Below are 23,466 nucleotides of genomic sequence, written 5' to 3'. Positions count from 1 at the left end.
TCAGCCGTTCCCGCCGCGCATCGTCGGCCCGCCGGCATCCGTCACCAGCACGATATTGGAAAACCCCGCCGCGTTCAGCGCGCCCATCACCTGCATCACCCGGCCATAGGCAACGCTGCCATCGGCGCGCAGAAAGATGCGCGCCCCCTCGCGCGCGTCGGCCAGCGGGCGCAGGCGGTCGATCAGCGCGCCTTCGGGCACGGCCTCGTCCATCAGCATCAGCGGCCCATCGGCGGGAACCGAGACGGTCAGCGGTTCCTGCGGATCGGCGGGGACCGAATCGGCGGCGGTCTTGGGCAGCTCCAGCGGCACCCCAACGGTCAGCAGCGGCGCCGCGACCATAAAGATGATCAGCAGCACCAGCATCACGTCGACAAAGGGCGTGACGTTGATTTCGGCCATCGGGCGGTGGCGGCGGGCGCGGCCCTTGCGCGGTTGGCGGGCGGTCGGGGCGGGCATGGTCAGTCCTGCCCCAGCTGCCGCGACAGGATGGTCGAGAATTCGTCGGCAAAGGCCTCTTGCCCGGCGCTGATGCGGTCCAGATCACCTGAAAGCTTGTTGTAAAAGATCACCGCCGGGATGGCGGCCAGCAGGCCAAGCGCGGTGGCGACCAGCGCCTCGGCAATGCCGGGGGCGACGACGGCAAGGCTGGTGTTCTGGGTCATGGCGATGCCCTCGAACGCGGTCTTGATGCCCCAGACGGTGCCGAACAGGCCGATAAAGGGCGCGGTTGCACCGACGGTGGCCAGAAAGCCAAGCCCGTTATTCATCCGGTCATATTCGCGCCCGATGGCCACGTTCATCGCCCGGTCGATGCGCGACTGCGCGCCGGGGATCAGATCGCCCGAATCGTCATGGCTGCGGCGCCATTCGGTCATGCCAGCGGCAAAGATGCGTTCCGACGCGCCGGACGGGGTTTCCCCGATGCGGTCATACAGATCGTCCAGCGGCTGGCCCGACCAGAAGGCGCGGTCAAAGCGCGCGGCCTCGCGCCGGGCGGCGGCGAATGTGATCAGCTTGCGGATGATGATTGCCCAGGCCCAGAACGAGGCCAGAATCAGCAGCACCATCACCAGCTTGACGGTCAGCGTGGCCTGCATGAACAGCGCCACCAGCGAAAAATCCATCGCCTGCGCCTGATCGACCATATGTTCCATACCCGTTAGCCCCGTCATCGCGGTTAAAGTCGGGCCTGTTTAGCAGGGCCTGACGCCATGTTCACCGGGAAAAGCGAACACAAAACTGTCAGTCTGTCGCTGTTGTCATGCCCCGGTCGCCCCCAATGCCGCCGGCAGGCGCACCGGCCGCATATTCGGACCCAGCGCGGCCAGCGTGACGCGGGCGGTGAACAGCACGGCATCGCCGCGCCGCACCTGTTGGTCGACGATGATGCTGGCGGGGCGGATCTGCGCGGGCGCGGTGGTGACGGTCAGCAGATCGTCGAAACGGGCGGGCGACAGGTAATCGGCCTCGACCCGGCGCACGACAAAGACGGTGCCGGTTTCGGCCTTCATCCGGGACTGGTCAATGCCCAGATCGCGCACCCATTCCGTGCGGGCGCGTTCGATAAAGCGCAGGTAATTGGCGTAATAGACGATGCCCGCAAGGTCGGTATCTTCGTAATAGACGCGGATCTGGATCTGGTGGGTCATGATGTGGGCCTTTGCGTGGGCGGGGGCGCTGCCCCCATCGGCTGCGCCGATTCCCCCGAGGTATTTCAGACAGAAGCGAGGCAGTCAGCGGCCAAGACGCGCCGCCAGTCGCAGGGCGTGGCTGGGATCGGTCGCGGCGGCGGGCAGGGTCGGGTCATAGGCGGCGCGGATCAGTGCGGCCAGATCGGCCGAGGGGGTGATGTCGCGCGCAAAGCTGAGGGCGGCGCGCATGGTCAGGGCCTCGGCCAGCTCGGCGGGGTGGGCATCGCGCAGGGCGCCACCCATGCGGATGAAGGCAAAGCAGGCACGGATGCCGCCCGATGCGTCAAAGCGGAAAATACGGTATTGATCGGCATCCTGCGCCGCCAGCCGCTGTGGCAGATCGGTTTGACCCGTCAGGCGGTCCAGATCGGGGATGCCGGATAATTCGTCCCAGTCGGCACAGAAAAACAGCATCAGGTTCGCGCCGCTGTCCGGGTCGGTCTCGGCCAGCGGATGCCCGGCATGGGCAAATCCCGCCCGGATCGCGGTGCGGAAGATATCAAGGCTGTCATCGGCCAGCCCAAAGATCACCGGCGTGACGGGCCGGTTCCAGCGGGCGCACAGAAAGCTGCCATCGGGGCGGGTGAAAAGCGGGGTGATTTCGTCAGCGGTCATCATGCCCGTTATCTGGCACGGTGGGGGCGGCTTGCAAAGATGCGCCGGACGCGGTCTGGATCGCGGCGGTGATAAAATCGTCTTTGGCGCGGGCAGAGATGTTCACACCCGCGCCGCCAGCTTTTGTTTCAACGCCTGCCAGTCCAGCCGCAGCAGCGAATCACGGCGCAAGGCGTTGCGAAAAGGCAGATGCTTTTCGATCTGTTCACAGCCATCCGACAAGACATGTGAATGGACATCCAGCTTTGGGCTGCGCAGCGTCCGATGTTGATGCCAGTCCGGCTGGCGCATCCTCGGACGTAACCAAGGCGCAGATGTTGCGGCAGATACGCTTGCGCGTCAGCGGCATCCGGCATGAAAGGGCATATCGATAACCGGTTTCGCGGCCAGACCCGGCACCGATATGCAGCCTGATGGTGCAGGATAAAATCTGGCAGCCCCGCCGCAGTCCGGCCTGCGTGCAGGGAAAACTGATCCGGCCCATCGGGGCAAGCGGAGACGGTCTGGATCATGCCCGTCCCGACGCCGCCGACGGGCGGGTGTGCTGCACCATACCGCGCGTCTTCGTTGATCAAATACCCCGCGGGGGTGAATGGCCCGGCACGGGCCAGAGGGGGCGCGAACGCCCCCTTGATGCCGTGTCAGACCAGATTGGCCTCGGTGGCGGCGCGCAATTCATCCTCGGTGACGCCATCGGCCAGTTCGACGACTTTCAGCCCGCCTTCGACCACGTCCAGCACCCCCAGATTGGTGATGATGCGGTCCACCACGCCGGTGCCGGTCAGCGGCAGGGTGCATTCCTTCAGTACCTTGGATTCGCCGTGCTTGTTGGTGTGATCCATGACCACCACCACGCGCCCGACGCCCGCGACCAGATCCATTGCGCCGCCCATGCCCTTGACCAGCTTGCCGGGGATCATCCAGTTGGCCAGATCGCCGTTTTCGGCCACCTCCATCGCGCCCAGAATCGCCATGGCGATCTTGCCGCCACGGATCATGGCAAAGCTGGTGGCGCTGTCGAAATAGGCCGAATGCGGCAGTTCGGTAATGGTCTGTTTGCCGGCATTGATCAGGTCGGCATCGACCTTGTCCTCGGTCGGGAAGGGACCGATACCCAGCATCCCGTTTTCCGATTGCAGGGTGACGTGAACCCCCTCGGGGATATAGTTCGCGACCAGCGTCGGAATCCCGATGCCAAGGTTGACATACATCCCGTCCTTCAGCTCGCGCGCGGCGCGGGCGGCCATCTGGTTGCGGTTCCAGCCCTTGATTGCGTCAGCCATGATCAACCCTCCCGCACGGTGCGCTGTTCGATGCGCTTTTCATGTTCGCCCTGAATGATCCGGTGAACGTAAATCCCCGGCAGGTGAATGTGATCGGGGTCCAGCGCCCCGGCGGGGACGATTTCCTCGACCTCGACGACGCAGACCTTGCCGCAGGTCGCGGCAGGGACGTTAAAGTTGCGGGCCGTCTTGCGGAAAATCAGGTTGCCGGTTTCGTCCGCTTTCCAGGCCTTGACGATGGCCAGATCGGTCACGATGCCGCGTTCCAGAATATAGGTTTCGCCGTCGAAATCCTTGTGTTCCTTGCCCTCGGCAATCACGGTGCCGACGCCGGTTTTGGTATAGAAACCGGGAATGCCGGCGCCCCCGGCGCGCATTCGCTCGGCCAGCGTGCCTTGCGGGTTGAACTCCAGCTCCAGCTCGCCGGACAGGTATTGGCGCATGAACTCGGCGTTTTCACCGACATAGGACGATTGCATCTTTTTGATCTGTTTGGAATCCAGCAACATCCCCAGCCCGAACCCGTCGACCCCGCAATTATTCGACGCGATGGTCAGGTCCTTCGTGCCCGCCTTGTGGATGGCGTCGATCAACAGCTCGGGTATGCCGCACAGGCCAAAGCCGCCCGCCGCGATCGACATGCCGTCGCGCAGCAGGCCGTCCAGCGCCTCGGCTGCGTTGGCGTAAACTTTCTTCATCTCTCTCCCCCCGGATTGTCACCTGCGCGAAACTGTGCCGCGCAGGTGACGTGGTGTCAATGCAGCCGCAGCATGGCCGCCACGGGCGGTGCCGCGCCCGCCTGCCGGGTCAATAGCCGACCGTGGCCGCGTCGGGGCGGCGCGGGTCCGAGGCCCCCAGCAGCGCGCCGCTTTCGGGGTCGCGCATGACCGACTGGGTCGAACCCATGACCTCTTTCAGGACCACGTTATGCCCCTTGGCCTGCAAGGCGCGGATGGTGTCCAGACTGATACCCTCCTCGACCCGCAGTTCCTCGGGCAGCCACTGGTGATGGATGCGCGGGGCGGTGCTGGCCTCGGCCACATTCATGCCGTGGTCGATCATGTTCATGATCACTTGCAGCACGGTGGTGATGATGCGCGCCCCGCCGGGCGAGCCGGTGACAAGCCAGACCTGACCGTCCTTCTTGACGATGGTCGGCGTCATCGAGGACAGCGGCCGCTTGCCCGCCTCGACCGCGTTGGCATCGCCGCCAATCAGGCCATAGCCGTTGGGAACGCCGGGCTTGGCGGAAAAATCGTCCATTTCGTTGTTCATCAACACGCCCGTGCCCTCGGCCACCAGACCCGAGCCATAGGAAAAGTTGATGGTATAGGTGTTTGACACCGCGTTGCCGTCCTTGTCCACGATCGAGAAATGCGTGGTCTGGTCCGATTCGTAGGGCGCCAGATCGGCGGGTTTGATCTGTTCGGACGGGGTGGCGAAACTGGCGCTGATTTTGGCGCGGGTGTCCTCGGCGTATTTCTTGGACATCAGTTCCGACACCGGCACATCGACGAAATCCGGGTCACCCAGAAATTCCGACCGGTCGGCATAGGCATATTTCATCGCCTCGGCCATCAGGTGGATGGTTTCCGACGAATTCGCCCCCAGCGCGCCAATGGGATAGCCCTCAAGCGTGTTCAGGATCTGCACCAGATGCACCCCCCCGGACGAGGGCGGCGGCATCGAGACCACCTCATAACCGCGATAGGTGCCGCTGACCGGTTTGCGCTCGATGGCCTGATAGGCGGCCATATCCTCGGGGGTGATGGCGCCGCCCGCATCCGTCACGGATGTGGCGATGGCTTGCGCGACCTCGCCTTTGTAAAACCCGTCCGGGCCTTCCGCCGCGATCTTTTTCAGCGTTTTCGCCAGATCGGCCTGCACCAGCGTGTCGCCGGGCTGATACAGTTCGCCACCCTCTTTATAGAAAATCTTCGCCGCCGAGGGATAGCGCGTCAGCCGGTCCTTCAGCCCCTCAAGGCTGTCGGCCAGATCGGGGGTCACGGTGATGCCCTTTTCGGCCAGTTCAATCGCCGGGGCGATCACGTCGGCCCAGTCCATGCTGCCGTATTTGTCCAGCACCAGCTTCATGCCCGCAACCGTGCCCGGCACACCCGCAGCGGCGCCGGTAAAGCGCGACTTGTCGCTGTCGGCCTCGCCCTTGTCGTCAAGGAACATGTCGCGATGGGCGGCTTTGGGGGCCATTTCGCGGTAATCAATGGCGTGGGTTTCGCCGGTTTTGGCATCATGGACCAGCATGAAGCCGCCGCCGCCAAGGTTGCCCGCGCGCGGCAGGGTCACGGCCAGCGCAAAGGCCACGGCGACCCCGGCATCGACGGCATTGCCGCCCTTGGCCAGAATATCGCGCCCGATTTCCGCCGCGATACGTTCCTGCGCCGACACGATGCCGTTCCTGGCCCAAACCGGATGGATACGATCCATCCCCGAATAAATGGCCTCTTGCGCCTGCACGGGCAGGGCCGTGGCTGCCGCCAGCGTCAGGGCGGCTGCCCCGGTGCGGCGGATGGTGGTCAAAAGCGACATCGCAACCTCCTGTTCATAATGTTTGCGGCGTCACGTTAACCATGGGTGACGAAAGGTCAAATCCCGACAGGCCCGCACCGGCGCCCTTCCGCGCCCGCCCCCACCGCTGCGCGTCCGGGAAGCCGCGCAGCGGCGGTTCGCGGCCACCCCCGCCATCGGTGCCGCGCCAGGGCGTGGCCGGATGTGGCGCGGCGGTCTGCCCCCCGCGGGCGACGCCGCGCGGGGCCTGTCATCCGAAAGCCCATGCTATCCCTGCTGCCTGCCCGATTCAGGGGCCGTTCGGGCGTTTCAGATCACCCACCGCCCGCCATTGCGTCGGTATGGGCTGAATACCTGCTGGGGATGCCGCAATGCGCCAAAGCGCCGCCTGTCAGCGCCGCCCGGTTGAAAGCGATCCGTCCCGCGCGAACACGGTTTGCACCCCGTGGATGTGACACCGGCACACGCCGCCGCCCGCCCTGCATTACCGGGTGCCAGGACTTGCCGCCACGCTGGCCGTTCCCGCATTGCGCGCGCTTTGTGGGACACAGCCCGCCACTGCGGGGGCAGGGCGGCGCGTTGCGCTGGCCCGCGCACATCGGTCATGGCTGCGCCGGGCACCGGGTCTGGCCGCATGGCCGACAAACCGGCGCGCGCGGCTTTGCCTGTTGAACCGCCCGTACCGGTCGGGCTGACATCGGGACATGCACCGACCGGGTATGCGGCCCGCCACCTGTTGCAAGGGGGCACGCACAGCGGGGTGATCCGTCACCGATCAGCCTGCCACTTCGCAGCTGCGATATGGCGGCGGGCAGGGCGTCCCCGCAACAACGATCAGGCGTCGGCTTCCCGCAGCGGCAAGTTCCCCGGCGGTCGCAAACTGCGCCGACCGCCAGAAGGGCGCGTGCTGTCCGTCCCTGCACCCGACATACGCAAGGGTTTGCGCGACAGGCGCCGGTCATCAGTGCCGTGAAGAAACCGCGCGGGGGGCGGCGCGGTCGGGTGATGGGGCTGGTTGCGCCGTTATTCTTCGCTGACGGCGGCCTTGGGGTCAGCCGCGTCTGTGGTGGTTTTCTTGCTGGCGGCTTTCTTTGCAGGGGCCTTTTTCGCCGTTGATGTCTTGCCCGCCCCCGCTTTGCCCGTCACCGCCTTGGCAGCCCCCGCCTTGGCCGTTGTCGCCTTGGCGGTGGTCGCCTTGGTCGCGGTTTTGGCCGTGGCTTTCTTTGCCGCGGGCTTTTTCGCCGCTGGTTTCCTGGCGGCGGCTTTCTTGCCCGGCTTTTTGGCCTGCTTGGCGGTGATCAGTTCCAGCGCCTGTTCCAGCGTAATGTCCTGCGGCTCGACATCGCGGGGCAGGGTCGCGTTAACCTTTTCCCACTTCACATAAGGACCATAGCGCCCGTTCATCACCGCAATTTTGCCGCCTTCCGTGTGGTCGCCCAGTTCCTTCAGCGGGGCCGCCGCTGCGGCGCGCCCACGGGTGGGCTTGGCGGCCAGAACCTCGACCGCGCGGTTCATGCCGATGGTAAAGACCTCGTCGATATCGGGCAGGTTGGCATATTTGCTGCCATGCTTGACATAGGGGCCATAGCGGCCAATCCCGGCCTCGACCAGCACGCCATCCTCGGGGTGATCGCCAATCGGGCGCGGCAGTGCCAGCAGCGACAGCGCCCGCGCAAGGTCGACCTGCTGCGGGTCCCAGCCCTTGGGGACAGATGCGCGCGGCGGTTTGGGCTGATCCGCGGTTGCCTCGCCCCGCTGAACATAGGGGCCGAAGCGGCCGTTTTTCAGGCTGATCTCATCGCCCTGATCGGTGCCCAGAATACGGTCGCCCAAGGCGGCCTCGTCGCCCGGCGCCGACAGCGGACGGGTAAAACGGCATTCGGGATAGTTCGAACAGCCAATGAACGCCCCGCCCGACCGCGCGGTTTTCAGGTTCAGCCGCCCCTTGTGACACAGCGGGCATTCGCGCGGATCGCCACCATCGGCGCGCGGCGGATACAGATGCGGGGCCAGCGCGTCGTCAATGGCGTCCAGAACCTCGCTGATGCGCAGCTCGGATGTGCCATCCAGCGCGGCGCGGAAATCGCGCCAGAACCTGCCCAGAACCTCGCGCCAGATGCGGTCACCGGCGCTGATTTCGTCCAGCTCGGTCTCCATGTCGGCGGTGAAGTCATAGCTGACATAGCGTGGGAAATACTTGACCAGAAACGCCGTGACCAGACGGCCTTTATCCTGCGGAATCAGCCGGTTCTTGTCCTTGGCAACATAATCGCGGTCCTGGATGGTGGTCACGATGCTGGCATAGGTCGAGGGCCGGCCGATGCCCAGTTCCTCCATCCGCTTGACCAGCGTGGCCTCGGTATAGCGGGGCGGGGCTTGGGTGAAATGCTGACGCCCCAGTGCGCGGGCGTCGGGGTCCATCACCGCGCTGGCGGTGACGGCCAGATCGCCGCTGCTGTCCTCGGTCACGGAATCGCTGCCATCCTTGTCCGAGGCTTTGGCGAATTCGCTGGTAAAGGCCCCGCGCACCAGCATCGCCGCCTCGCCTTCCGCGATGGCGGGCAGGCGGGCGCTGTCCTCGGCCTCGTCATCGTCGCGGCCCTGATCGTAAACCTTCAGGAAGCCGTCAAACAGCATCACCTGCCCGGTCGCGCGCAGGCCGACCTGTTCGTCGGGGCTGGCGATTTCGACCGTGGTGCGTTCCATCCGCGCGGCCTCCATCTGGCTGGCGATGCTGCGCTTCCAGATCAGGTCATAAAGCTTGCGCTGGTCGTCGGCGCTGATTTTCAGCCGGTCCGGCGACAGCGACATATCGGTCGGGCGAATACATTCATGCGCCTCTTGCGCGTTTTTCGCCTTGTTTTTGTACATGCGCGGCGATTTGGGCAGATACGCCTCTCCGAACCGGGCCTTGATGGCATCGCGCGCGGCCATCACCGCCTCGGGCGCCATGTCGATGCCATCGGTTCGCATATAGGTGATGTGACCGGCCTCATACAGGCGCTGTGCCGCCGACATGCAGGCCCGCGCGCCCATGCCCAGTTTGCGGCTGGCCTCCTGTTGCAGGGTCGAGGTCATGAAGGGCGGCCACGGGTTGCGGCTGGCCGGTTTCGCGGCCACCGACGCGACCGACAGGCTGCGCGAGGTCACGGCGGCCACGGCCATCTGCGCCTGCTGGCTGGTGGCCAGATCAAAGCGTTCCAGCCGGTCGCCGGCAAGGCTGACCAGTTGTGCATCGTATTCCTTACCCTCGGGCGTGGCCAGACGGGCGTGAACAGACCAGTATTCGCGGGGTTTGAAGGCCTCGACCTCCATCTCGCGGTCGACGATCAGGCGCAGGCAGACCGATTGCACCCGCCCCGCCGATTTCGCGCCCGGCAGCTTGCGCCACAGCACCGGCGACAGGTTGAAGCCGACCAGATAATCCAGCGCGCGGCGGGCCAGATAGGCATCGACCAGCGGCTGGTCGATCTGGCGTGGATTGGCCATGGCCTGGGTCACGGCGGTTTTGGTGATGGCGTTGAAGGTGACGCGGCTGACCGTCTTGCCGCCCTTTTTCAGCACCGGTTGCAGGGCCTCAAGCAGGTGCCATGAAATCGCCTCGCCCTCGCGGTCGGGGTCGGTGGCCAGAATCAGTTCATCATCATCGGCCAGCGCATCCTTGATAGCCTTGACGTGTTTTTTGGAATCGCTGGCGATTTCCCATTTCATGTCGAAATCATGGTCGGGATCGACGCTGCCATCCTTGGGGGGCAGGTCGCGCACATGGCCGAAGCTGGCCAGAACGGTGTAATCGTCCCCCAGATATTTGTTGATCGTCTTGGCCTTGGCCGGAGATTCGACGACGACGACAGCCATATTGTTTCCTTCACCAGATCTGGGCGCGGAACATGGGGGCGCAATCGCGGGCTGTCAACGGCCCGCACCGCGACCGACCGGTTCGGCCAGCGCCACCCGTCCCCCTGCGGAACGGGTGATGCGGCCATCCAGTTCCAGATCCAGCAGCGCCGCCAGCCCCTGCGCGGGCGACAGCGACAGATCGCGCAGCAGGCTGTCCTCTTCTATGGGTGAGGGGGAAAGCCGCGACAGGATGGTGTCATGCAGGCAGCCATCCTGCGGCGCCCCGCCGCCCTTGCCCTGCGCCACATCCGGGGCGCGCGGGGTTGCCGTCGTTACCGCGGCGGCCCCGGATGGCGCAGGGGGCAGGGCATCACCGGCGGGGGGTGCGTCAGTGCCACAGGATAAGGGCGCGCTGGTGGTGACAGACGGTGCGGCGGTGGCGGGCCGTTTCGCGGCATCTGTGGTGGCCACGGCGTCAGCTGGGGCTGGCTGTGGATGCACCCCCATTTCAGCCAGCGAATCGATCACGTCCTGCGAATGGCGCACCAGCACCGCGCCATCACGGATCAGCGCATTGCATCCCGAGGCCCGCGCGTCCATCGGATGCCCCGGCACGGCCATCACCTCGCGCCCCTGATCCAGCGCCAGTTTCGCGGTGATCAGGCTGCCAGACCGTGCCGCGGCCTCGATCACCACGGTGGCGTGGGACAGGCCGGAAACGATGCGGTTGCGCGCCGGGAACAGCCGCGCCGCAGGTTCGGTGCCAAAGGCGTATTCGCTGACCACGGCACCCCCGGCCGCCACGATCTGCGCCGCCAGATCGGCGTGTTCGGCGGGATAGGTCCGGTCCAGACCGCAGGCCAGCACCGCAACCGTGCCACGGGTCAGGGCGGCGCGGTGGGCCTCGGCATCTATGCCGCGGGCCAGACCGGCTGTGACGACGAACCCGGCCTCGGACAGGCCGCGCGCCAGACCGCGCGCCATGCGCAGCCCCAGCGACGAGGCATTGCGCGCGCCGATCACCGCGATGGACGGGCGCAACAGCGCCGCAGGGTCGCCCATCACCCATAACAGCGGCGGCGCGTCGGACACCGCGCGCAGCAGAGGCGGATAAGACGGGCTGTCCCAGCGCAGCAGATGCGCCCCCATGCGCCGTCCCTTGCGCAATTCCGCCCTGGCCACGGCGGGCGGGCAGGGGGCATAGCCCTGTGCCCCGGCGGCGCGCGCCACCTGTGGCAGGGCCGCCAGCGCGGCGCCGGGGCTGCCATGTTCGGCCAGCAGCCGGTGAAAGGTCGCCGGTCCCACACGGCGGGACCGGATCAGGCGGAGCGCGTCCAGATCATCCCCTTCCGGGGGGGAAGGGGTAGGAGGGGAGCCGAAAGAAAACAATCTGGGAATCACCGCAACCTCCGCCTGACAGGTCCGGGTTTAACCCGGCAATTGTTAAGAAAAGGTTAGCAGCAGTGATTTTTTCCCTCAGGCCGCGGCGCCGCCCACGGTCAGGCCGCCGATCAGCAGCGTCGGCAGGCCCACGCCCACCGGCACCCACTGGCCCTGTTTGCCGCAATTGCCGATGCCGGGGTCCAGCGCCGGGTCATTGCCGATGGCGCGGATCTGTTTCAGCGCGCTGGCGCCGTCACCGATCAGGGTCGCGCCCCGGATCGGGTCGCCCACGACGCCGTTTTTCACCCGGTAAGCCTCGGTGCAGGAAAACACGAATTTGCCGTTGGTGATGTCGACCTGACCGCCGCCGAACCCGACCGCATAGATGCCGTCATCCAGCCCCGCCAGAATGGCCGAGGGGTCGTCGCCGCCGCCTTCCATGAAGGTATTGGTCATGCGCGGCATCGGCATATGGGCGAAACTTTCGCGCCGCCCGTTGCCGGTGGGCGCGACCCCCATCAGCCGTGCGTTCATCCGGTCCTGAAGATAGCCGACCAGAACCCCGTCCTTAATCAGCACGTTGCGGGCGGGGGGCGTGCCCTCGTCATCGACGCTGACGCTGCCGCGCCGGTCGGGGATGGTGCCGTCATCGACCACGGTCACGCCGGGGGCGGCGACGCGCTGGCCCAACAGCCCGGCAAAGGCGGAATGGCCCTTGCGGTTGAAATCCCCCTCCAGCCCGTGGCCCACGGCCTCGTGCAGCAGGATGCCGGGCCAGCCGGGGCCAAGCACCACATCCATCATCCCCGCCGGTGCCGGTTGGGCGCGCAGATTGACGCGGGCGATGCGCAGTGCCTCGCGCACAAGGCCCTGCCAGTGTTCGGGGGCGATCAGACCGTCCAGCCCGATGCGCCCGCCGCCCCCGGCATTGCCCGATTCGCGGCGGCTGTTATCCTCGACGATGACGGATACGCCGATGCGGGCCATCGGGCGGATGTCGGTGAACAGGCCGCCCTCGGGGCGCAGGATGGCGATTTCCTGAAGGCCGCTGGCGATGGTGGCGCTGACCTGCACCACGCGCGGGTCCAGATCGCGGGCAAAGGCGTCGATGTCGCGCAAAATGGCGACACGGGCGGCAAAGCTGATCCCGGATGCCGGATCGTCGGCACCATACAGCGCCGCGCCCGGCCCGGCCGGGGCCAGCGCCAGCGTGCCGCCGCCATCGCCCACCGCCAGCCGCGCGGTGTCGGCGGCGCGGGTCAGCGCGGCGTCGGAAATTTCGGTGGAATGGGCATATCCCGTCACCTCGCCGCGCACGGCGCGCAGGCCAAAACCCTGCGCGGCGTTATAGCCGGCATTGCGCAGGCGGCCATCGTCAAAGACCAGCGCCTCGGCGCGGCTGCGTTCGACGAATAATTCGCCGTCATCGGCCCCATCGGTGGCGCGGCGCAGGGTGGCCAGCGCGCGGTCGCGGTCCAGCAGGGTGTCGAACGGGGCGAAGGCGGCAGGGATGTCAGATCTCATGCCCCCAGATATGGGGTATTTTCCCCCCGCCCCACAAGCCGAGACTTGCCCGAAACGACCAGATGTGATTTCTGAGAAGGGGAGTGACACCTTGTCGCAGGGGCAAATTGCCCCGCGCACAGGGTCAGGGGACGCGACAGGCATTGGGTAACAGCATGATGGCAAACAGGAAAATGGTCGGCGCAGTGGGGGCGGGCATGATGGCGGCACTGGCTGCCGGGGCGGCGCGCGCGCAGGATGCGCTGGGTGATCTGCCGGTCATCGGGCGGCCCGTTGATGGCGCGATGGGGTTTCAGCCCGCCGCGACCTCGCTGGCGCAGGACCAGCAATGGCTGGACCATTTCATTCTGGTGATCATCACTGTCGTCACCATCTTTGTCTGTGTGCTGCTGGCGTGGTGCATTGTGCGCTTTAACCGCCGCGCCAACCCGGTGCCGGCGCGGTTCAGCCACAACACGCCGCTGGAAATTACCTGGACGCTGGTGCCGGTGCTGATCCTGATCGGGATCGGGGTGTTTTCGCTGCCGATCCTGTTCCGTCAGCAGGAAATGCCCAATGACCCCGATCTGGTGATCAAGGCCATCGGGAACCAGTGGTACTGGTCCTATGAATACCCCGATCAGGGCCTGTCCTTTGACGCGATCATGCTGGCGCGCGACGAACTGGCGGCGGCGGGGTATCAGGACCGCGACTATCTGCTGGCCACGGATAATGCCGTGGTGGTGCCGGTGGGCAAGAAAGTGCTGTTGCAAGTCACCGCCAATGACGTGATCCACAGCTGGACCATCCCCGCCTTCGCCGTCAAGCAGGACGCGGTGCCGGGGCGGATCGCGCAGGCATGGTTCCAGGTCGACCAGGAGGGCGTCTATTTCGGCCAGTGCAGCGAACTGTGCGGCATCAACCACGCCTATATGCCGATCGTGGTCAAGGCGGTGTCGCAGGACAAATACGACGCATGGCTGCAATCGCAGGGCGTCGAAACCGCCAGCGTCGGCCCGGCACAGCCGACCCGCATGGCGCTGGCCCAATAACCGATGAGCGACGTCAACACATATCAGGCCACCACCCCCGAGGCGGAATTCCGCGACTATGTCGCGCTGCTGAAACCGCGTGTCATGTCGCTGGTGGTGTTCACCGCCCTTGTCGGCCTGTGGGTGGCGCCGGTCGGAATGCACCCCTTTGTCGCCTTTTGCTGCGTGCTGTTCATTGCCGTGGGCGGGGGCGCGTCGGGGGCACTGAATATGTGGTATGACGCCGATATCGACGCGGTGATGCGGCGCACGCAGTCGCGGCCCATCCCATCCGGGCGCGTCACCGGGCCCGAGGCGCTGGCCGTGGGGCTGGCGCTGGCCTTTGCGGCCTGCATGATGCTGGGGCTGGCGGCCAACTGGTTCGCGGCGGGGTTTCTGGCCTTTACCATCTTTTTCTATGCCGTGGTTTACACGATGTGGCTGAAGCGGCGGACGCCGCAGAACATCGTCATCGGCGGTGCGGCGGGGGCGTTCCCGCCGATGATCGGATGGGCCTGCGCCACCGGTGGCATCAGCACCGAATCGCTGTTGATGTTCGCGCTGATCTTTTTCTGGACGCCGCCGCATTTCTGGGCGCTGGCGCTGTTCATGAAGGGTGACTATCACAAGGCCGGCGTGCCGATGCTGACCGTCACCCATGGCCGCCCGGCCACGCGCCGCCATATCTTTGCCTATACGCTGGTGCTGGCGCCTTTTGCGCTGTGGCTGGGGCTGACCAGCATTGGCGGGCCGGTCTATCTGGTGGTGTCGCTGGTGCTGAACGCGCTGTTCATCCAGGGCGGCTGGCGCATCCTGCGCCGGACCGAGGCACAGGCCGGGGCCGATGCCTATCGCGCGGAAAAGGCGTTTTTCAAGCTGTCGCTGATCTATCTGTTTGCGCATTTCGCGGCGCTTCTGGTCCAGCACGCGATGGGGGGCTGGTGACATGGCGCTGAATACCGAACATGACCTGCACCGCCGCCGCCGCACCCGGAACATGGGCCTGCTGGCAGTGCTGCTGGCCTTTGTCGCGCTGGTTTTCGGCCTGTCCGTGGTCAAGATCAGCAATGGCGACATGATGGAAGGGTTCGACCACCAGTATCGCAATTCGGCCCTGCCCCGGGGGGACGGGCAATGAACCGCAACACGCGCACCGTGACCATTCTGCTGGCCGTCGTGGTGACGATGGGCGCGCTGGCCTGGGCCGCGGTGCCGTTTTACAGCTGGTTCTGTCAGGTCACCGGCTATGGCGGCACCACCAACACCGCCGGGGCCGCGTCCGACGTGGTGCTGGATGAAACCGTCCGGGTGCGTTTTGACGCCAATACCGACAAGGATCTGGGCTGGACCTTCCGCCCCATGCAGCGCGACATCGTGCTGAAGATCGGGCAGACCGGGCTTGCCTATTACGAGGCTGTCAATACCAGCGACGAAACCATCACCGGCACCGCATCCTATAACGTCGCGCCGGATGTGGCGGGGTATTTCTTCGACAAGATCGAATGCTTTTGCTTCACCGAACAGACGCTGAAACCCGGCGAGCGGGTGGAAATGCCTGTCACCTTTTATGTCGACCCCGATCTGGTCACTGACCGCGATGCGGGCCGGGTCCGCGACATCACCCTGTCCTATACCTTCCACCGCACCAGAACCGCGCCCGCCGCCGACCGGCAGGCGGGGCTGGCCACGGCTGGCAACTGACAAGAAACCGACCGTCCAACGTTTTTGGGGGAGACGCGCGCAAAATGGCACATGCAAAGAACCACGATTACCACATTCTTCCGCCCTCGATTGCGCCGTTTCTTGGCTCGGTCTCGGCCTTTGTCATGCTGTTCGGGGCGGCGCTGTGGCTGAAGGGCAGCAGCCCGTGGATGTTCCTGATCGGGCTGGCCGGGGTGCTTTACACGATGGTGATCTGGTGGGGCGCCGTCATCGCCGAGGGCGAACAGGGCGATCACACCCCGGTGGTGCGTATCGGCCTGCAATACGGCTTTATCCTGTTCATCATCTCCGAGGTGATGTTCTTTGCCGCGTGGTTCTGGGCGTTCTTCAAGAATGCGCTGTATCCGATGGGACCGATGTCCCCGATCCGCGACGGCGTCTGGCCGCCCGAGGGTATTCACACCTTCGACCCGTGGCACCTGCCGCTGATCAACACGCTGATTCTGCTGTTGTCGGGTGTGGCGGTGACATGGGCGCATCACGCGCTGGTTCATGACAATGACCGCAAGACCACCATTAACGGGCTGATCGTGGCGGTGATCCTTGGGGCGTTCTTTACCGTGCTTCAGGCCTATGAATACAGCCACGCGGCGTTTGGCCTGTCGGACACGGTCTATGGCGGCGTGTTCTATCTGGCGACCGGGTTTCATGGCGCGCATGTGATCATCGGCACGATCTTTCTGCTGGTCTGTCTGATCCGCCTGATCAAGGGCCAGATGAGCCAGGGCCAGCATGTCGGATTCGAGGCCGCCGCCTGGTATTGGCATTTCGTCGATGTGGTCTGGCTGTTCCTGTTCGCCTCGATCTATATCTGGGGGCGCTGATCCCCGGACCTGACGACTGACGGGCGCGGGGGCTTCCCGCGCCTTTTCCTTTTGGGGGCACCCATGCGCCGATATCTTTTTCCCGTTCTGCTTGGCCTGACCGGCTGTGCGATCCTGTTAAGCCTTGGCTTCTGGCAATTGCGCCGGCTGGACTGGAAGGAAACCATGCTGGCCCAGATCCAGTCCCGCATCGACGCGCCCCCCCAGCCGCTGCCGGCCGCGCCGGACCCGGCGATGAAATACCGCCCCGTCAGCGTCAGCGGCACCACCACCGGGGACGAGGTGCTGGTCCTGTCCGGCACGCGTGACCTTGGCGGCGGCTATCAGGTGGTGTCGGGCTTTGTCACCGATGACGGGCGGCGGATCATGGTTGACCGTGGCTTTGTCGCACAGGACGCCCGCCACAGCCCGCGCCCGCCGGTGCATCTGACGGTGGCGGGCAACCTGCACTGGCCGCAGGAAAAGGGCGGTTCGACCCCCGAACCCAACCTGTCGGAAAACATCTGGTTTGCCCGCGACGTGCCGGCCATGGCGGCGCATCTGGGCACCCTTCCCGTGCTGGTCGTCGCGGCGCGGGTCGGGGGCGATGCACAGGGCGTCATGCCGATCCCGGTGGCGATCACCGGCATCCCCAATAATCATCTGGAATATGCGGTGACGTGGTTCATGCTGGCGGCGGTCTGGGGGGGCATGACAATCGGCCTGATCTGGCGTATCAGGCAACGTCATTACTAATACGCGACACAGTCCGGGGGCAGGCGATGCGGTATATTTCGACACGGGGTCAGGCACCGGTCCTGGGCTTTGAACAGGCGATGCTGACCGGGCTGGCGCGCGATGGCGGGCTGTATCTGCCCGAAACCATCCCGGCCTTTACCCCCGTCCAGATCGCGGAAATGGACGGCCTGCCCTACGAGGAAATCGCCTTTCGCGTGGTCAAACCCTTTACCGGCGGTGACTTTTCCGATGCCGAATTGCGCAGCGCCATTGCCCGCGCCTATCAGGGCTTTGCCCACCCCGCGCGCGCACCGCTGAAACAACTGGCCCCCGGCCATCACCTGCTGGAACTGTTCCACGGCCCGACGCTGGCGTTCAAGGATTTCGCCATGCAGCTGATCGGCCAGCTGTTCCAGATCGCGCTGGCACGCTCGGGTCAGCGGATCACCATTGTCGGCGCGACCTCGGGCGATACCGGATCGGCGGCGATCGAGGCATTTCGCGGCCTGCCCAATGTCGATGTCTTCATCCTGTTCCCGCATGGCCGCGTGTCCGAGGTCCAGCGCCGCCAGATGACCACCCCCGCCGACAGCAATGTCCACGCGCTGGCGGTGGACGGGCATTTCGATGACTGTCAGGCGCGGGTCAAAGACCTGTTCAACGACCATGATTTCCGCGACACGGTCGGGCTGGCCGGGGTCAACAGCATCAACTGGGCGCGGGTGCTGGCGCAGGTGGTTTACTATTTCACCGCCGCCGCCAGCCTTGGTGCCCCGCATCGCAAGGTCAGCTTTACCGTGCCGACCGGCAATTTCGGTGACATCTTTGCCGGTTCGATCGCCCGCGACATGGGCCTGCCCATCGACCGGCTGGTCATTGCCACCAACCAGAACGACATTCTGGACCGGGCCTTGCGCAGCGGCGAATACCGCATGGGCGCGGTCGAACCCTCGATCAGCCCGTCGATGGATATTCAGGTCAGTTCCAACTTTGAACGCGCCCTGTTCCTGGCCTATGGCCGCGATGCCGGGGCGGTCGCACAGCTGATGGATGAGCTGAAATCCGGCGGCTTTACCATCAGTCAGGGCGCATTGCAGGCCCTGCGCGAACGCTTTGACAGCGGCCGCGCCAGCGAGGATCAGACCCGCGACATGATCCGCACCATCCGCGACGAAACCGCGGATGTGATCTGCCCCCACACCGCCGTGGCGGTCAAGGTCGCGCGCGAGCATTGCCGCCCCGGCGTGCCGATGATCACGCTGGCCACCGCGCATCCGGCCAAGTTCCCCGACGCGGTTCAGCAGGCCACCGGCATTCGCCCCGGCCTGCCGCCGCATATGGCCGGGCTGTTTGACCTGCCCGAACGGGTGACGCGGGTTGAAAACGACCTTGGCGCGCTTAAATCGCTGATCCTTGACCGGAGGACAGCTTGAGCACCGAACCCCTGAACCTGACCACCCTGCCCAACGGGCTGCGCATCGTGACCCGTGCCATGCCGGGGCTGCATTCGGCCAGTATCGGCATCTGGGTCGATGCCGGTTGCCGCGATGAACGCGCCGATCAGAACGGCATCGCGCATTTTCTGGAACATATGGCCTTCAAGGGCACGGCGCGGCGCACATCGCTGCAAATCGCCGAGGCGATCGAGGATGTGGGCGGTTACCTGAACGCCTACACCTCGCGCGATGTGACGGCCTATTACGCGCGGGTGCTGGCGGGCGATGTGCCGCTGGCGCTGGACGTCTTGTCCGACATCCTGCTGAACCCCGCCTTCGACCCGCGCGAGATCGAGGTCGAGCGCGGCGTCATCCTGCAAGAAATCGGCCAGTCGCTGGACACCCCTGACGACATTATCTTTGACTGGCTGCAAGAGGCCGCCTATGCCGACCAGCCCATCGGCCGGCCCATCCTTGGCCCGGCGGACCGGGTGCGGGGCTTTTCCCGCGACGACCTGTCGGGGTTCGTGGCCGAACATTACGGCCCCCAGCACATGATTCTGGCCGCCGCCGGGGCGGTCGACCATAACGCCATCGTGGCGCAGGCCAGCGCCGCCTTCGGGCATCTGGCCCCGCAACCGATGCGCCCGCGTGCCGCCGCCCGCTGGACCGGCGCCGAGGCGCGGCATGTCAAACCGCTGGAACAGGCGCATTTCGCGCTGGCGCTGGAAGGGGCGGGTTATCTGGCCGATGATTTCTATGCCGCCCAGATCTTTGCCAGCGCGCTGGGGGGCGGCATGTCCTCGCGGCTGTTCCAGAAAATCCGCGAGGAACGCGGCCTGTGCTATACCATCTTTTCGCAGGCCGGGTTCCATCAGGATACCGGGATGCTGACCATCTATGCCGGGACCGGGGCCGATGACATTGCCGATCTGGCCGCGCTGACCGTGGACGAGATCCGCCGCGCCGCCGATGGCCTGACCACGCCCGAGATCGACCGCGCCAAAGCGCAGCTGAAATCGTCGCTGTTGATGGGGCTGGAAAGCCCCTCGGCACAGGCCGAACGCATGGCCCGGTCGCTGGCCATCTGGGGCCGCGTGCCCGACCCTGCGGAATCGGCGCAGCGGGTCGATGCCGTCACCGCCGATGACCTGCGCCAGCACGCACAGCGCCTGCTGACCCGCCCGCGACCGGCGCTGGCGCTGTATGGCCCGGTCGGTGCCGCGCCCGCGCTGGACCGGCTGACCCAAAGGCTGGCGGCGTGATGGTATTCGGGCGGCGCAGTCTGCGGCTGGAAACGGACCGTATGACCCTGCGCCTGCCCGCGCATCAGGATTTCGGCCCCTGGACCGCGCTGCGATCCGAAAGCCGCGATTTCCTGACCCGCTGGGAACCGGTCTGGGCGCCCGATCACCTGAGCCGGAAAAGTTTCACCAACCGCGTCTATTGGGCCGCCCGCGCCAGCCGCCAGCAGACCGCGCTGCCGTTTTTCCTGATCCGGCATGACGGCGCGCTGCTGGGGGCGATCACGCTGGACAATATCCGCCGTGGCCCGGCGCAATGCGGCACCATCGGCTATTGGATCGGTCAGCGCTTTGCCCGTCAGGGCTATATGCGCGAGGCGATCGAGGCCGTCGTTCACCATGCTTTCGCGGTCATGGACCTGTCCCGGATCGAGGCCGCCTGCCTGCCCGAAAACGCCGCATCGCGCGGGGTGCTGGAAAAGTCGGGTTTCAAATATGAAGGCGTGGCGCAAAGCTATCTTCAGATCGCGGGCCGCTGGCGCAACCATGTGCTTTATGCCAACCTGCGCGCTGACCGCCGCGGACGCACCGATGTGCGGTAAGGCCGCGGCGGGGGCTGTCTGCCCCCGCACCCCCGAGGATATTTGGGCCAAGATGAACCATGGATCTGAACCCCGCCGATGACGCCTTTGCCGCCCGCCTGCCTGACGCGGTGCGCCGCCCGTTAACCGATGCCTATCTGGACGAGCCGCGCGGACGCTTTCGCGGGCAGGGCGGTGTGGTGGCGGCGCCGCGTGACGTGGAACAGGTGGCGGCGGTGCTGCGGCTGGCGCATGAGGCGCGGGTGCCGGTGGTGACGCGGGGCGGTGGCACAGGTCTGGTCGGGGGCCAGATCATGCCCGAGGGTCCGGCGCCGCTGATCCTGTCGCTGGAACGCATGGCGGCAATCCGCGCCTGTTTCCCCGCTGAGAACGTATTGATCGCCGAGGCCGGGGCCAGCCTGCAATCGGTGCGCGATGCCGCAGCGGCGGCGGGGCGGCTGTTCGGGCTGTCGCTGGCCTCGCAGGGGACGGCGACCATGGGCGGGGTGCTGGCGACCAATGCGGGCGGGGTGAATGTGCTGCGCTATGGCAATGCGCGCGAGCTGTGTCTGGGGGTCGAGGCGGTGCTGGCCGACGGGCGGGTGCTGCGTGACCTCAAGCGGTTGCGCAAGGACAATACCGGCTATGACATCCGCGACCTGCTGATCGGGTCCGAGGGCACGCTGGGGGTCATTACCGCCGCCAGCCTGCGCCTGTCGCCAGTGCCCGCCGCCAGCCCGGTTGCGATGCTTGAGGTGCCCGACCCGCAAGCGGCGCTGGACCTGCTGGCGCTGGCGGGCGCGCAACTGGCGGGCTGTATTTCCGCGTTCGAGCTGATCGCCGGGCAGGGGCTGCGGTTTCTGGATACGGTATTTCCGCAGATGCGCCAGCCCTTTGCGCATCGCCCGGACTGGGTGGTGCTGCTGGAACTGGGCCTGCCTGCCGGGATGGATGCCGATGCCGCGACCGGGGCGCTGATGGCCGATGCCATGGACGCCGGGCTGGTGCGCGACGGCGTGATCGCGCAATCGGGCCAGCAGGCGCAGGATTTCTGGACCCTGCGCGAACATCTGCCGCTGGCGAACCGCGCCATCGGGTCAATCAGTTCGCATGACATCAGCCTGCCGCTGTCCGAGGTGCCGGGCTTTATCCGCGATGCCGGGGCGATGGTGGCGGCGATGGGGGCAATGCGGATCAATTGTTTCGGCCATCTGGGGGATGGCAACCTGCATTACAACCTGTTCCCTGCCGAGGGCCGCTTGCGTGACGAATATGACAATGTCCGCCATCCCGCGCAGCGCGCCATTCATGAAATGGTGGTGGCGCGGGGCGGGTCGTTTTCGGCGGAACATGGCGTCGGGCGGCTGAAGGTCGCGGATCTGGCGCGCTGGGGCGACCCGGTGCGTTTGCAGGTGATGCGGGCGATCAAATCCGGGCTGGACCCGCATGGCATCCTGAACCCCGGCGCGGTGTTGCAGCCATGACCGCCCCGGCGCGGACCGGCCTGCGGTCGACCGCGGACCGCATACGCCATGCGCTGACGTTCGAGCTGGTCGGGCTGGGGCTGTTAAGCCTTGGCGGCGCGGCCCTGACCGGGCTGCCGGCCATGCATCTGGGGGTGCTGGGGGCGGTTGGGGCGGGTGTCGCGACGCTGTGGAATTACGCCTATAACCTGGCCTTTGACCGGCTGATGCTGTGGCGCAGCGGGACCACCCGCAAGACCGTGGCCCTGCGCCTGTTGCACGCGGTTTTGTTCGAACTGGGGCTGATGGCCGTGCTGCTGCCCTTTACCATGTGGTATCTGGGTCTGGGCTTTTGGCCGGCGCTGGGGCTGGATCTGGGGGTGGCGCTGTTTTACATGGCCTATGCGCTGGTGTTCAACTGGGTCTATGACCGGGTGTTTCCGCTGCCGCCGCTTTAGGCGCCCTCGAAGCTGGTCAGGGCGTGGACAGCCATGCCCATCCCTTCCAACAGCTTGCGGCCCCCCAGATCGGGCAGGTCGATAACGAAGGCACAGCCCATCACCTGCGCGCCAAGCCGCTGGCACAGCCGGATGCCCGCCGCCGCGGTGCCACCGGTGGCCAGCAGGTCGTCGACGATCAGCACCTTTTCCCCGGCTGTCAGGGCGTCGTCGTGGATCTCGACCACGGCTTCGCCATATTCCAGCGTATAGGCCTCTGAGATGACGGTGCCGGGCAGCTTGCCCTTTTTGCGGATCGGCACAAAACCGGTCGACAGCTGATGCGCCACCGCGCCGCCAAGGATAAAGCCGCGCGCCTCAAGGCCCACCACCTTGTCGATGCGCTGCCCGGCATAGGCGTGCAGCAACTGGTCCACCGCCATGCGAAAGCCGCGCGCGTCGGAAAACAGCGTGGTGACATCGCGGAACATGATCCCCTCGTGCGGGAAATCAGCGATGGTGCGGATGTAATCCTTGACGGTTTTCATGGGCGCTCCATTTCGAACAGATCGGTAATGCGGGCATAATCGTGATAGCCCATGCGCGCCAGCCAGCCATCGCCTGACAGGTCAAAACGCCCGTCGCGCAGGCAGTCGGGGTGAATATGAATGCCGGTGACCACGCCGATGACCAGCGTGTTGGACGTGCCCGCCAGCGGCAGAATCCGCCCGACCCGGCATTCCAGCGCCGCCGCGGCATCGGCCACGCGCGGGCAGTCGATGGTTTCGCATTCGGCGGCGGCAATGCCGGCAGCCTCGAATTCCGACTGGCCCGCCGCCAGCGGCGCCGAGGTCGCGTTCATCGCCGCGCGCATCGAAAATGGCGCGATATTGATGCAGAACACCCCGCTCTGCGCGATCTGCGCCACGCTGTCCTTGGTTTCCGGCCGGTCGGGTTTGGTCCCGGTCGAGGCGAACATGACCTGCGGCGGCGTATAGGCGACGGCGTTAAAGAACGAATAGGGTGCCAGATTGTCCCCCGCCGTCCCGCGCGACGACACCCAGCCGATGGGCCGGGGCGCGACGATGGCGTTGAACGGATTATGCGGCAAACCGTGTCCGTTTTCAGGGCGATAGAACATGGCGGCCTCCTGTGATGCGGGTGCAG

The 23,466-nt window shown here is 65.9% G+C and carries 24 protein-coding genes; 11 read left to right on the top strand and 13 right to left on the bottom strand.

From position 1 onward, the window contains the following. The 11 genes from ACFXP9_RS04800 to tldD all read right to left on the bottom strand — a co-directional run bounded on the left by ACFXP9_RS04800 (window position 1) and on the right by tldD (window position 12,865). A complete protein-coding gene (locus ACFXP9_RS04800; protein WP_397206295.1) occupies window positions 1-459 on the bottom strand; it encodes an ExbD/TolR family protein in 459 nt (152 codons plus the stop codon). Window positions 460-461: 2 nt separating this feature from the next. After that, window positions 462-1,157, bottom strand: a complete 696-nt coding sequence (tolQ, locus tag ACFXP9_RS04795) for a protein TolQ (RefSeq protein WP_397206293.1) — start codon at window positions 1,155-1,157, stop codon at window positions 462-464. Between the two features lie 105 nt (window positions 1,158-1,262). Continuing rightward, window positions 1,263-1,652 (bottom strand): tol-pal system-associated acyl-CoA thioesterase, encoded by a 390-nt coding sequence (gene ybgC, locus ACFXP9_RS04790; RefSeq protein WP_397206292.1) that lies wholly within the window; start codon window positions 1,650-1,652, stop codon window positions 1,263-1,265. 84 nt (window positions 1,653-1,736) lie between these two features. Continuing rightward, on the bottom strand, window positions 1,737-2,312 hold the full coding sequence (locus tag ACFXP9_RS04785; RefSeq protein ID WP_397206290.1) for a hypothetical protein: 576 nt from the start codon (window positions 2,310-2,312) through the stop codon (window positions 1,737-1,739). A gap of 99 nt (window positions 2,313-2,411) precedes the next feature. Further along, complete coding sequence (locus ACFXP9_RS04780; RefSeq protein ID WP_397206289.1) at window positions 2,412-2,600, bottom strand: GrpB family protein; 189 nt, start codon at window positions 2,598-2,600, stop codon at window positions 2,412-2,414. Between the two features lie 350 nt (window positions 2,601-2,950). Beyond that, the gene (locus tag ACFXP9_RS04775) at window positions 2,951-3,592 is read right to left on the bottom strand and encodes a 3-oxoacid CoA-transferase subunit B (protein ID WP_397206287.1); all 642 of its coding nucleotides are present in this window, start codon (window positions 3,590-3,592) and stop codon (window positions 2,951-2,953) included. Between the two features lie 2 nt (window positions 3,593-3,594). Further along, window positions 3,595-4,290, bottom strand: a complete 696-nt coding sequence (locus ACFXP9_RS04770) for a CoA transferase subunit A (RefSeq protein ID WP_397206286.1) — start codon at window positions 4,288-4,290, stop codon at window positions 3,595-3,597. Window positions 4,291-4,399: 109 nt separating this feature from the next. After that, entirely contained in the window at window positions 4,400-6,139 is a 1,740-nt protein-coding gene (ggt, locus tag ACFXP9_RS04765; protein WP_397206284.1) for a gamma-glutamyltransferase, read from the bottom strand. Window positions 6,140-7,141: 1,002 nt separating this feature from the next. Continuing rightward, window positions 7,142-9,976, bottom strand: coding sequence for a type I DNA topoisomerase (gene topA / locus ACFXP9_RS04760; RefSeq protein WP_397206283.1), 2,835 nt, complete (start codon window positions 9,974-9,976; stop codon window positions 7,142-7,144). Window positions 9,977-10,030: 54 nt separating this feature from the next. Beyond that, window positions 10,031-11,359, bottom strand: coding sequence for a DNA-processing protein DprA (dprA, locus tag ACFXP9_RS04755; RefSeq protein WP_459253781.1), 1,329 nt, complete (start codon window positions 11,357-11,359; stop codon window positions 10,031-10,033). 75 nt (window positions 11,360-11,434) lie between these two features. After that, window positions 11,435-12,865 carry a metalloprotease TldD gene (gene tldD, locus ACFXP9_RS04750; RefSeq protein WP_397206281.1) on the bottom strand — a complete coding sequence of 477 codons (1,431 nt, stop codon included), beginning with the start codon at window positions 12,863-12,865 and terminating at the stop codon, window positions 11,435-11,437. A gap of 173 nt (window positions 12,866-13,038) precedes the next feature. On the opposite strand from tldD, the gene coxB reads away from it, so the two are divergent. The 11 genes from coxB to ACFXP9_RS04695 all read left to right on the top strand — a co-directional run bounded on the left by coxB (window position 13,039) and on the right by ACFXP9_RS04695 (window position 22,320). Continuing rightward, window positions 13,039-13,896 (top strand): cytochrome c oxidase subunit II, encoded by an 858-nt coding sequence (coxB, locus tag ACFXP9_RS04745; protein WP_397206279.1) that lies wholly within the window; start codon window positions 13,039-13,041, stop codon window positions 13,894-13,896. A 3-nt stretch (window positions 13,897-13,899) separates the two neighbouring features. Further along, on the top strand, window positions 13,900-14,820 hold the full coding sequence (gene cyoE / locus ACFXP9_RS04740) for a heme o synthase (RefSeq protein ID WP_397206277.1): 921 nt from the start codon (window positions 13,900-13,902) through the stop codon (window positions 14,818-14,820). A gap of 1 nt (window position 14,821) precedes the next feature. After that, window positions 14,822-15,013: a hypothetical protein gene (locus ACFXP9_RS04735; RefSeq protein WP_397206275.1), complete on the top strand. Its 192-nt coding sequence runs from the start codon at window positions 14,822-14,824 to the stop codon at window positions 15,011-15,013. Further along, window positions 15,010-15,576: a cytochrome c oxidase assembly protein gene (locus tag ACFXP9_RS04730; RefSeq protein WP_397206273.1), complete on the top strand. Its 567-nt coding sequence runs from the start codon at window positions 15,010-15,012 to the stop codon at window positions 15,574-15,576. The genes ACFXP9_RS04735 and ACFXP9_RS04730 overlap by 4 nt, the downstream gene beginning before the upstream one ends. 44 nt (window positions 15,577-15,620) lie before the next feature. Beyond that, window positions 15,621-16,421 carry a cytochrome c oxidase subunit 3 gene (locus tag ACFXP9_RS04725; protein ID WP_397206271.1) on the top strand — a complete coding sequence of 267 codons (801 nt, stop codon included), beginning with the start codon at window positions 15,621-15,623 and terminating at the stop codon, window positions 16,419-16,421. A 63-nt stretch (window positions 16,422-16,484) separates the two neighbouring features. After that, the gene (locus tag ACFXP9_RS04720) at window positions 16,485-17,156 is read left to right on the top strand and encodes an SURF1 family protein (protein WP_397206269.1); all 672 of its coding nucleotides are present in this window, start codon (window positions 16,485-16,487) and stop codon (window positions 17,154-17,156) included. Window positions 17,157-17,182: 26 nt separating this feature from the next. Then, a complete protein-coding gene (gene thrC, locus ACFXP9_RS04715) occupies window positions 17,183-18,571 on the top strand; it encodes a threonine synthase (protein ID WP_397206267.1) in 1,389 nt (462 codons plus the stop codon). Next, window positions 18,568-19,839 carry a M16 family metallopeptidase gene (locus ACFXP9_RS04710; protein WP_397206265.1) on the top strand — a complete coding sequence of 424 codons (1,272 nt, stop codon included), beginning with the start codon at window positions 18,568-18,570 and terminating at the stop codon, window positions 19,837-19,839. Before thrC ends, ACFXP9_RS04710 begins: the two co-directional genes overlap by 4 nt. Beyond that, entirely contained in the window at window positions 19,839-20,420 is a 582-nt protein-coding gene (locus ACFXP9_RS04705) for a GNAT family N-acetyltransferase (RefSeq protein ID WP_397206643.1), read from the top strand. The genes ACFXP9_RS04710 and ACFXP9_RS04705 overlap by 1 nt, the downstream gene beginning before the upstream one ends. 59 nt (window positions 20,421-20,479) lie before the next feature. Then, window positions 20,480-21,883: an FAD-binding oxidoreductase gene (locus tag ACFXP9_RS04700; protein ID WP_397206263.1), complete on the top strand. Its 1,404-nt coding sequence runs from the start codon at window positions 20,480-20,482 to the stop codon at window positions 21,881-21,883. Then, window positions 21,880-22,320, top strand: a complete 441-nt coding sequence (locus ACFXP9_RS04695) for a PACE efflux transporter (protein ID WP_397206261.1) — start codon at window positions 21,880-21,882, stop codon at window positions 22,318-22,320. Before ACFXP9_RS04700 ends, ACFXP9_RS04695 begins: the two co-directional genes overlap by 4 nt. On the opposite strand, the gene ACFXP9_RS04690 is transcribed toward ACFXP9_RS04695, so the two are convergent. After that, window positions 22,317-22,847, bottom strand: coding sequence for an adenine phosphoribosyltransferase (locus ACFXP9_RS04690; protein ID WP_397206260.1), 531 nt, complete (start codon window positions 22,845-22,847; stop codon window positions 22,317-22,319). The two genes, ACFXP9_RS04695 and ACFXP9_RS04690, sit on opposite strands and share 4 nt — an antisense overlap. Next, on the bottom strand, window positions 22,844-23,440 hold the full coding sequence (locus ACFXP9_RS04685; protein ID WP_397206258.1) for a flavin reductase family protein: 597 nt from the start codon (window positions 23,438-23,440) through the stop codon (window positions 22,844-22,846). Before ACFXP9_RS04685 ends, ACFXP9_RS04690 begins: the two co-directional genes overlap by 4 nt. Window positions 23,441-23,466: the final 26 nt, after the last annotated feature.

This window comes from Paracoccus jiaweipingae, assembly GCF_044335505.1.
In the GTDB taxonomy this organism is placed as follows: Bacteria; Pseudomonadota; Alphaproteobacteria; order Rhodobacterales; family Rhodobacteraceae; genus Paracoccus.
This window is presented reverse-complemented; position numbering and strand designations above follow the sequence as displayed.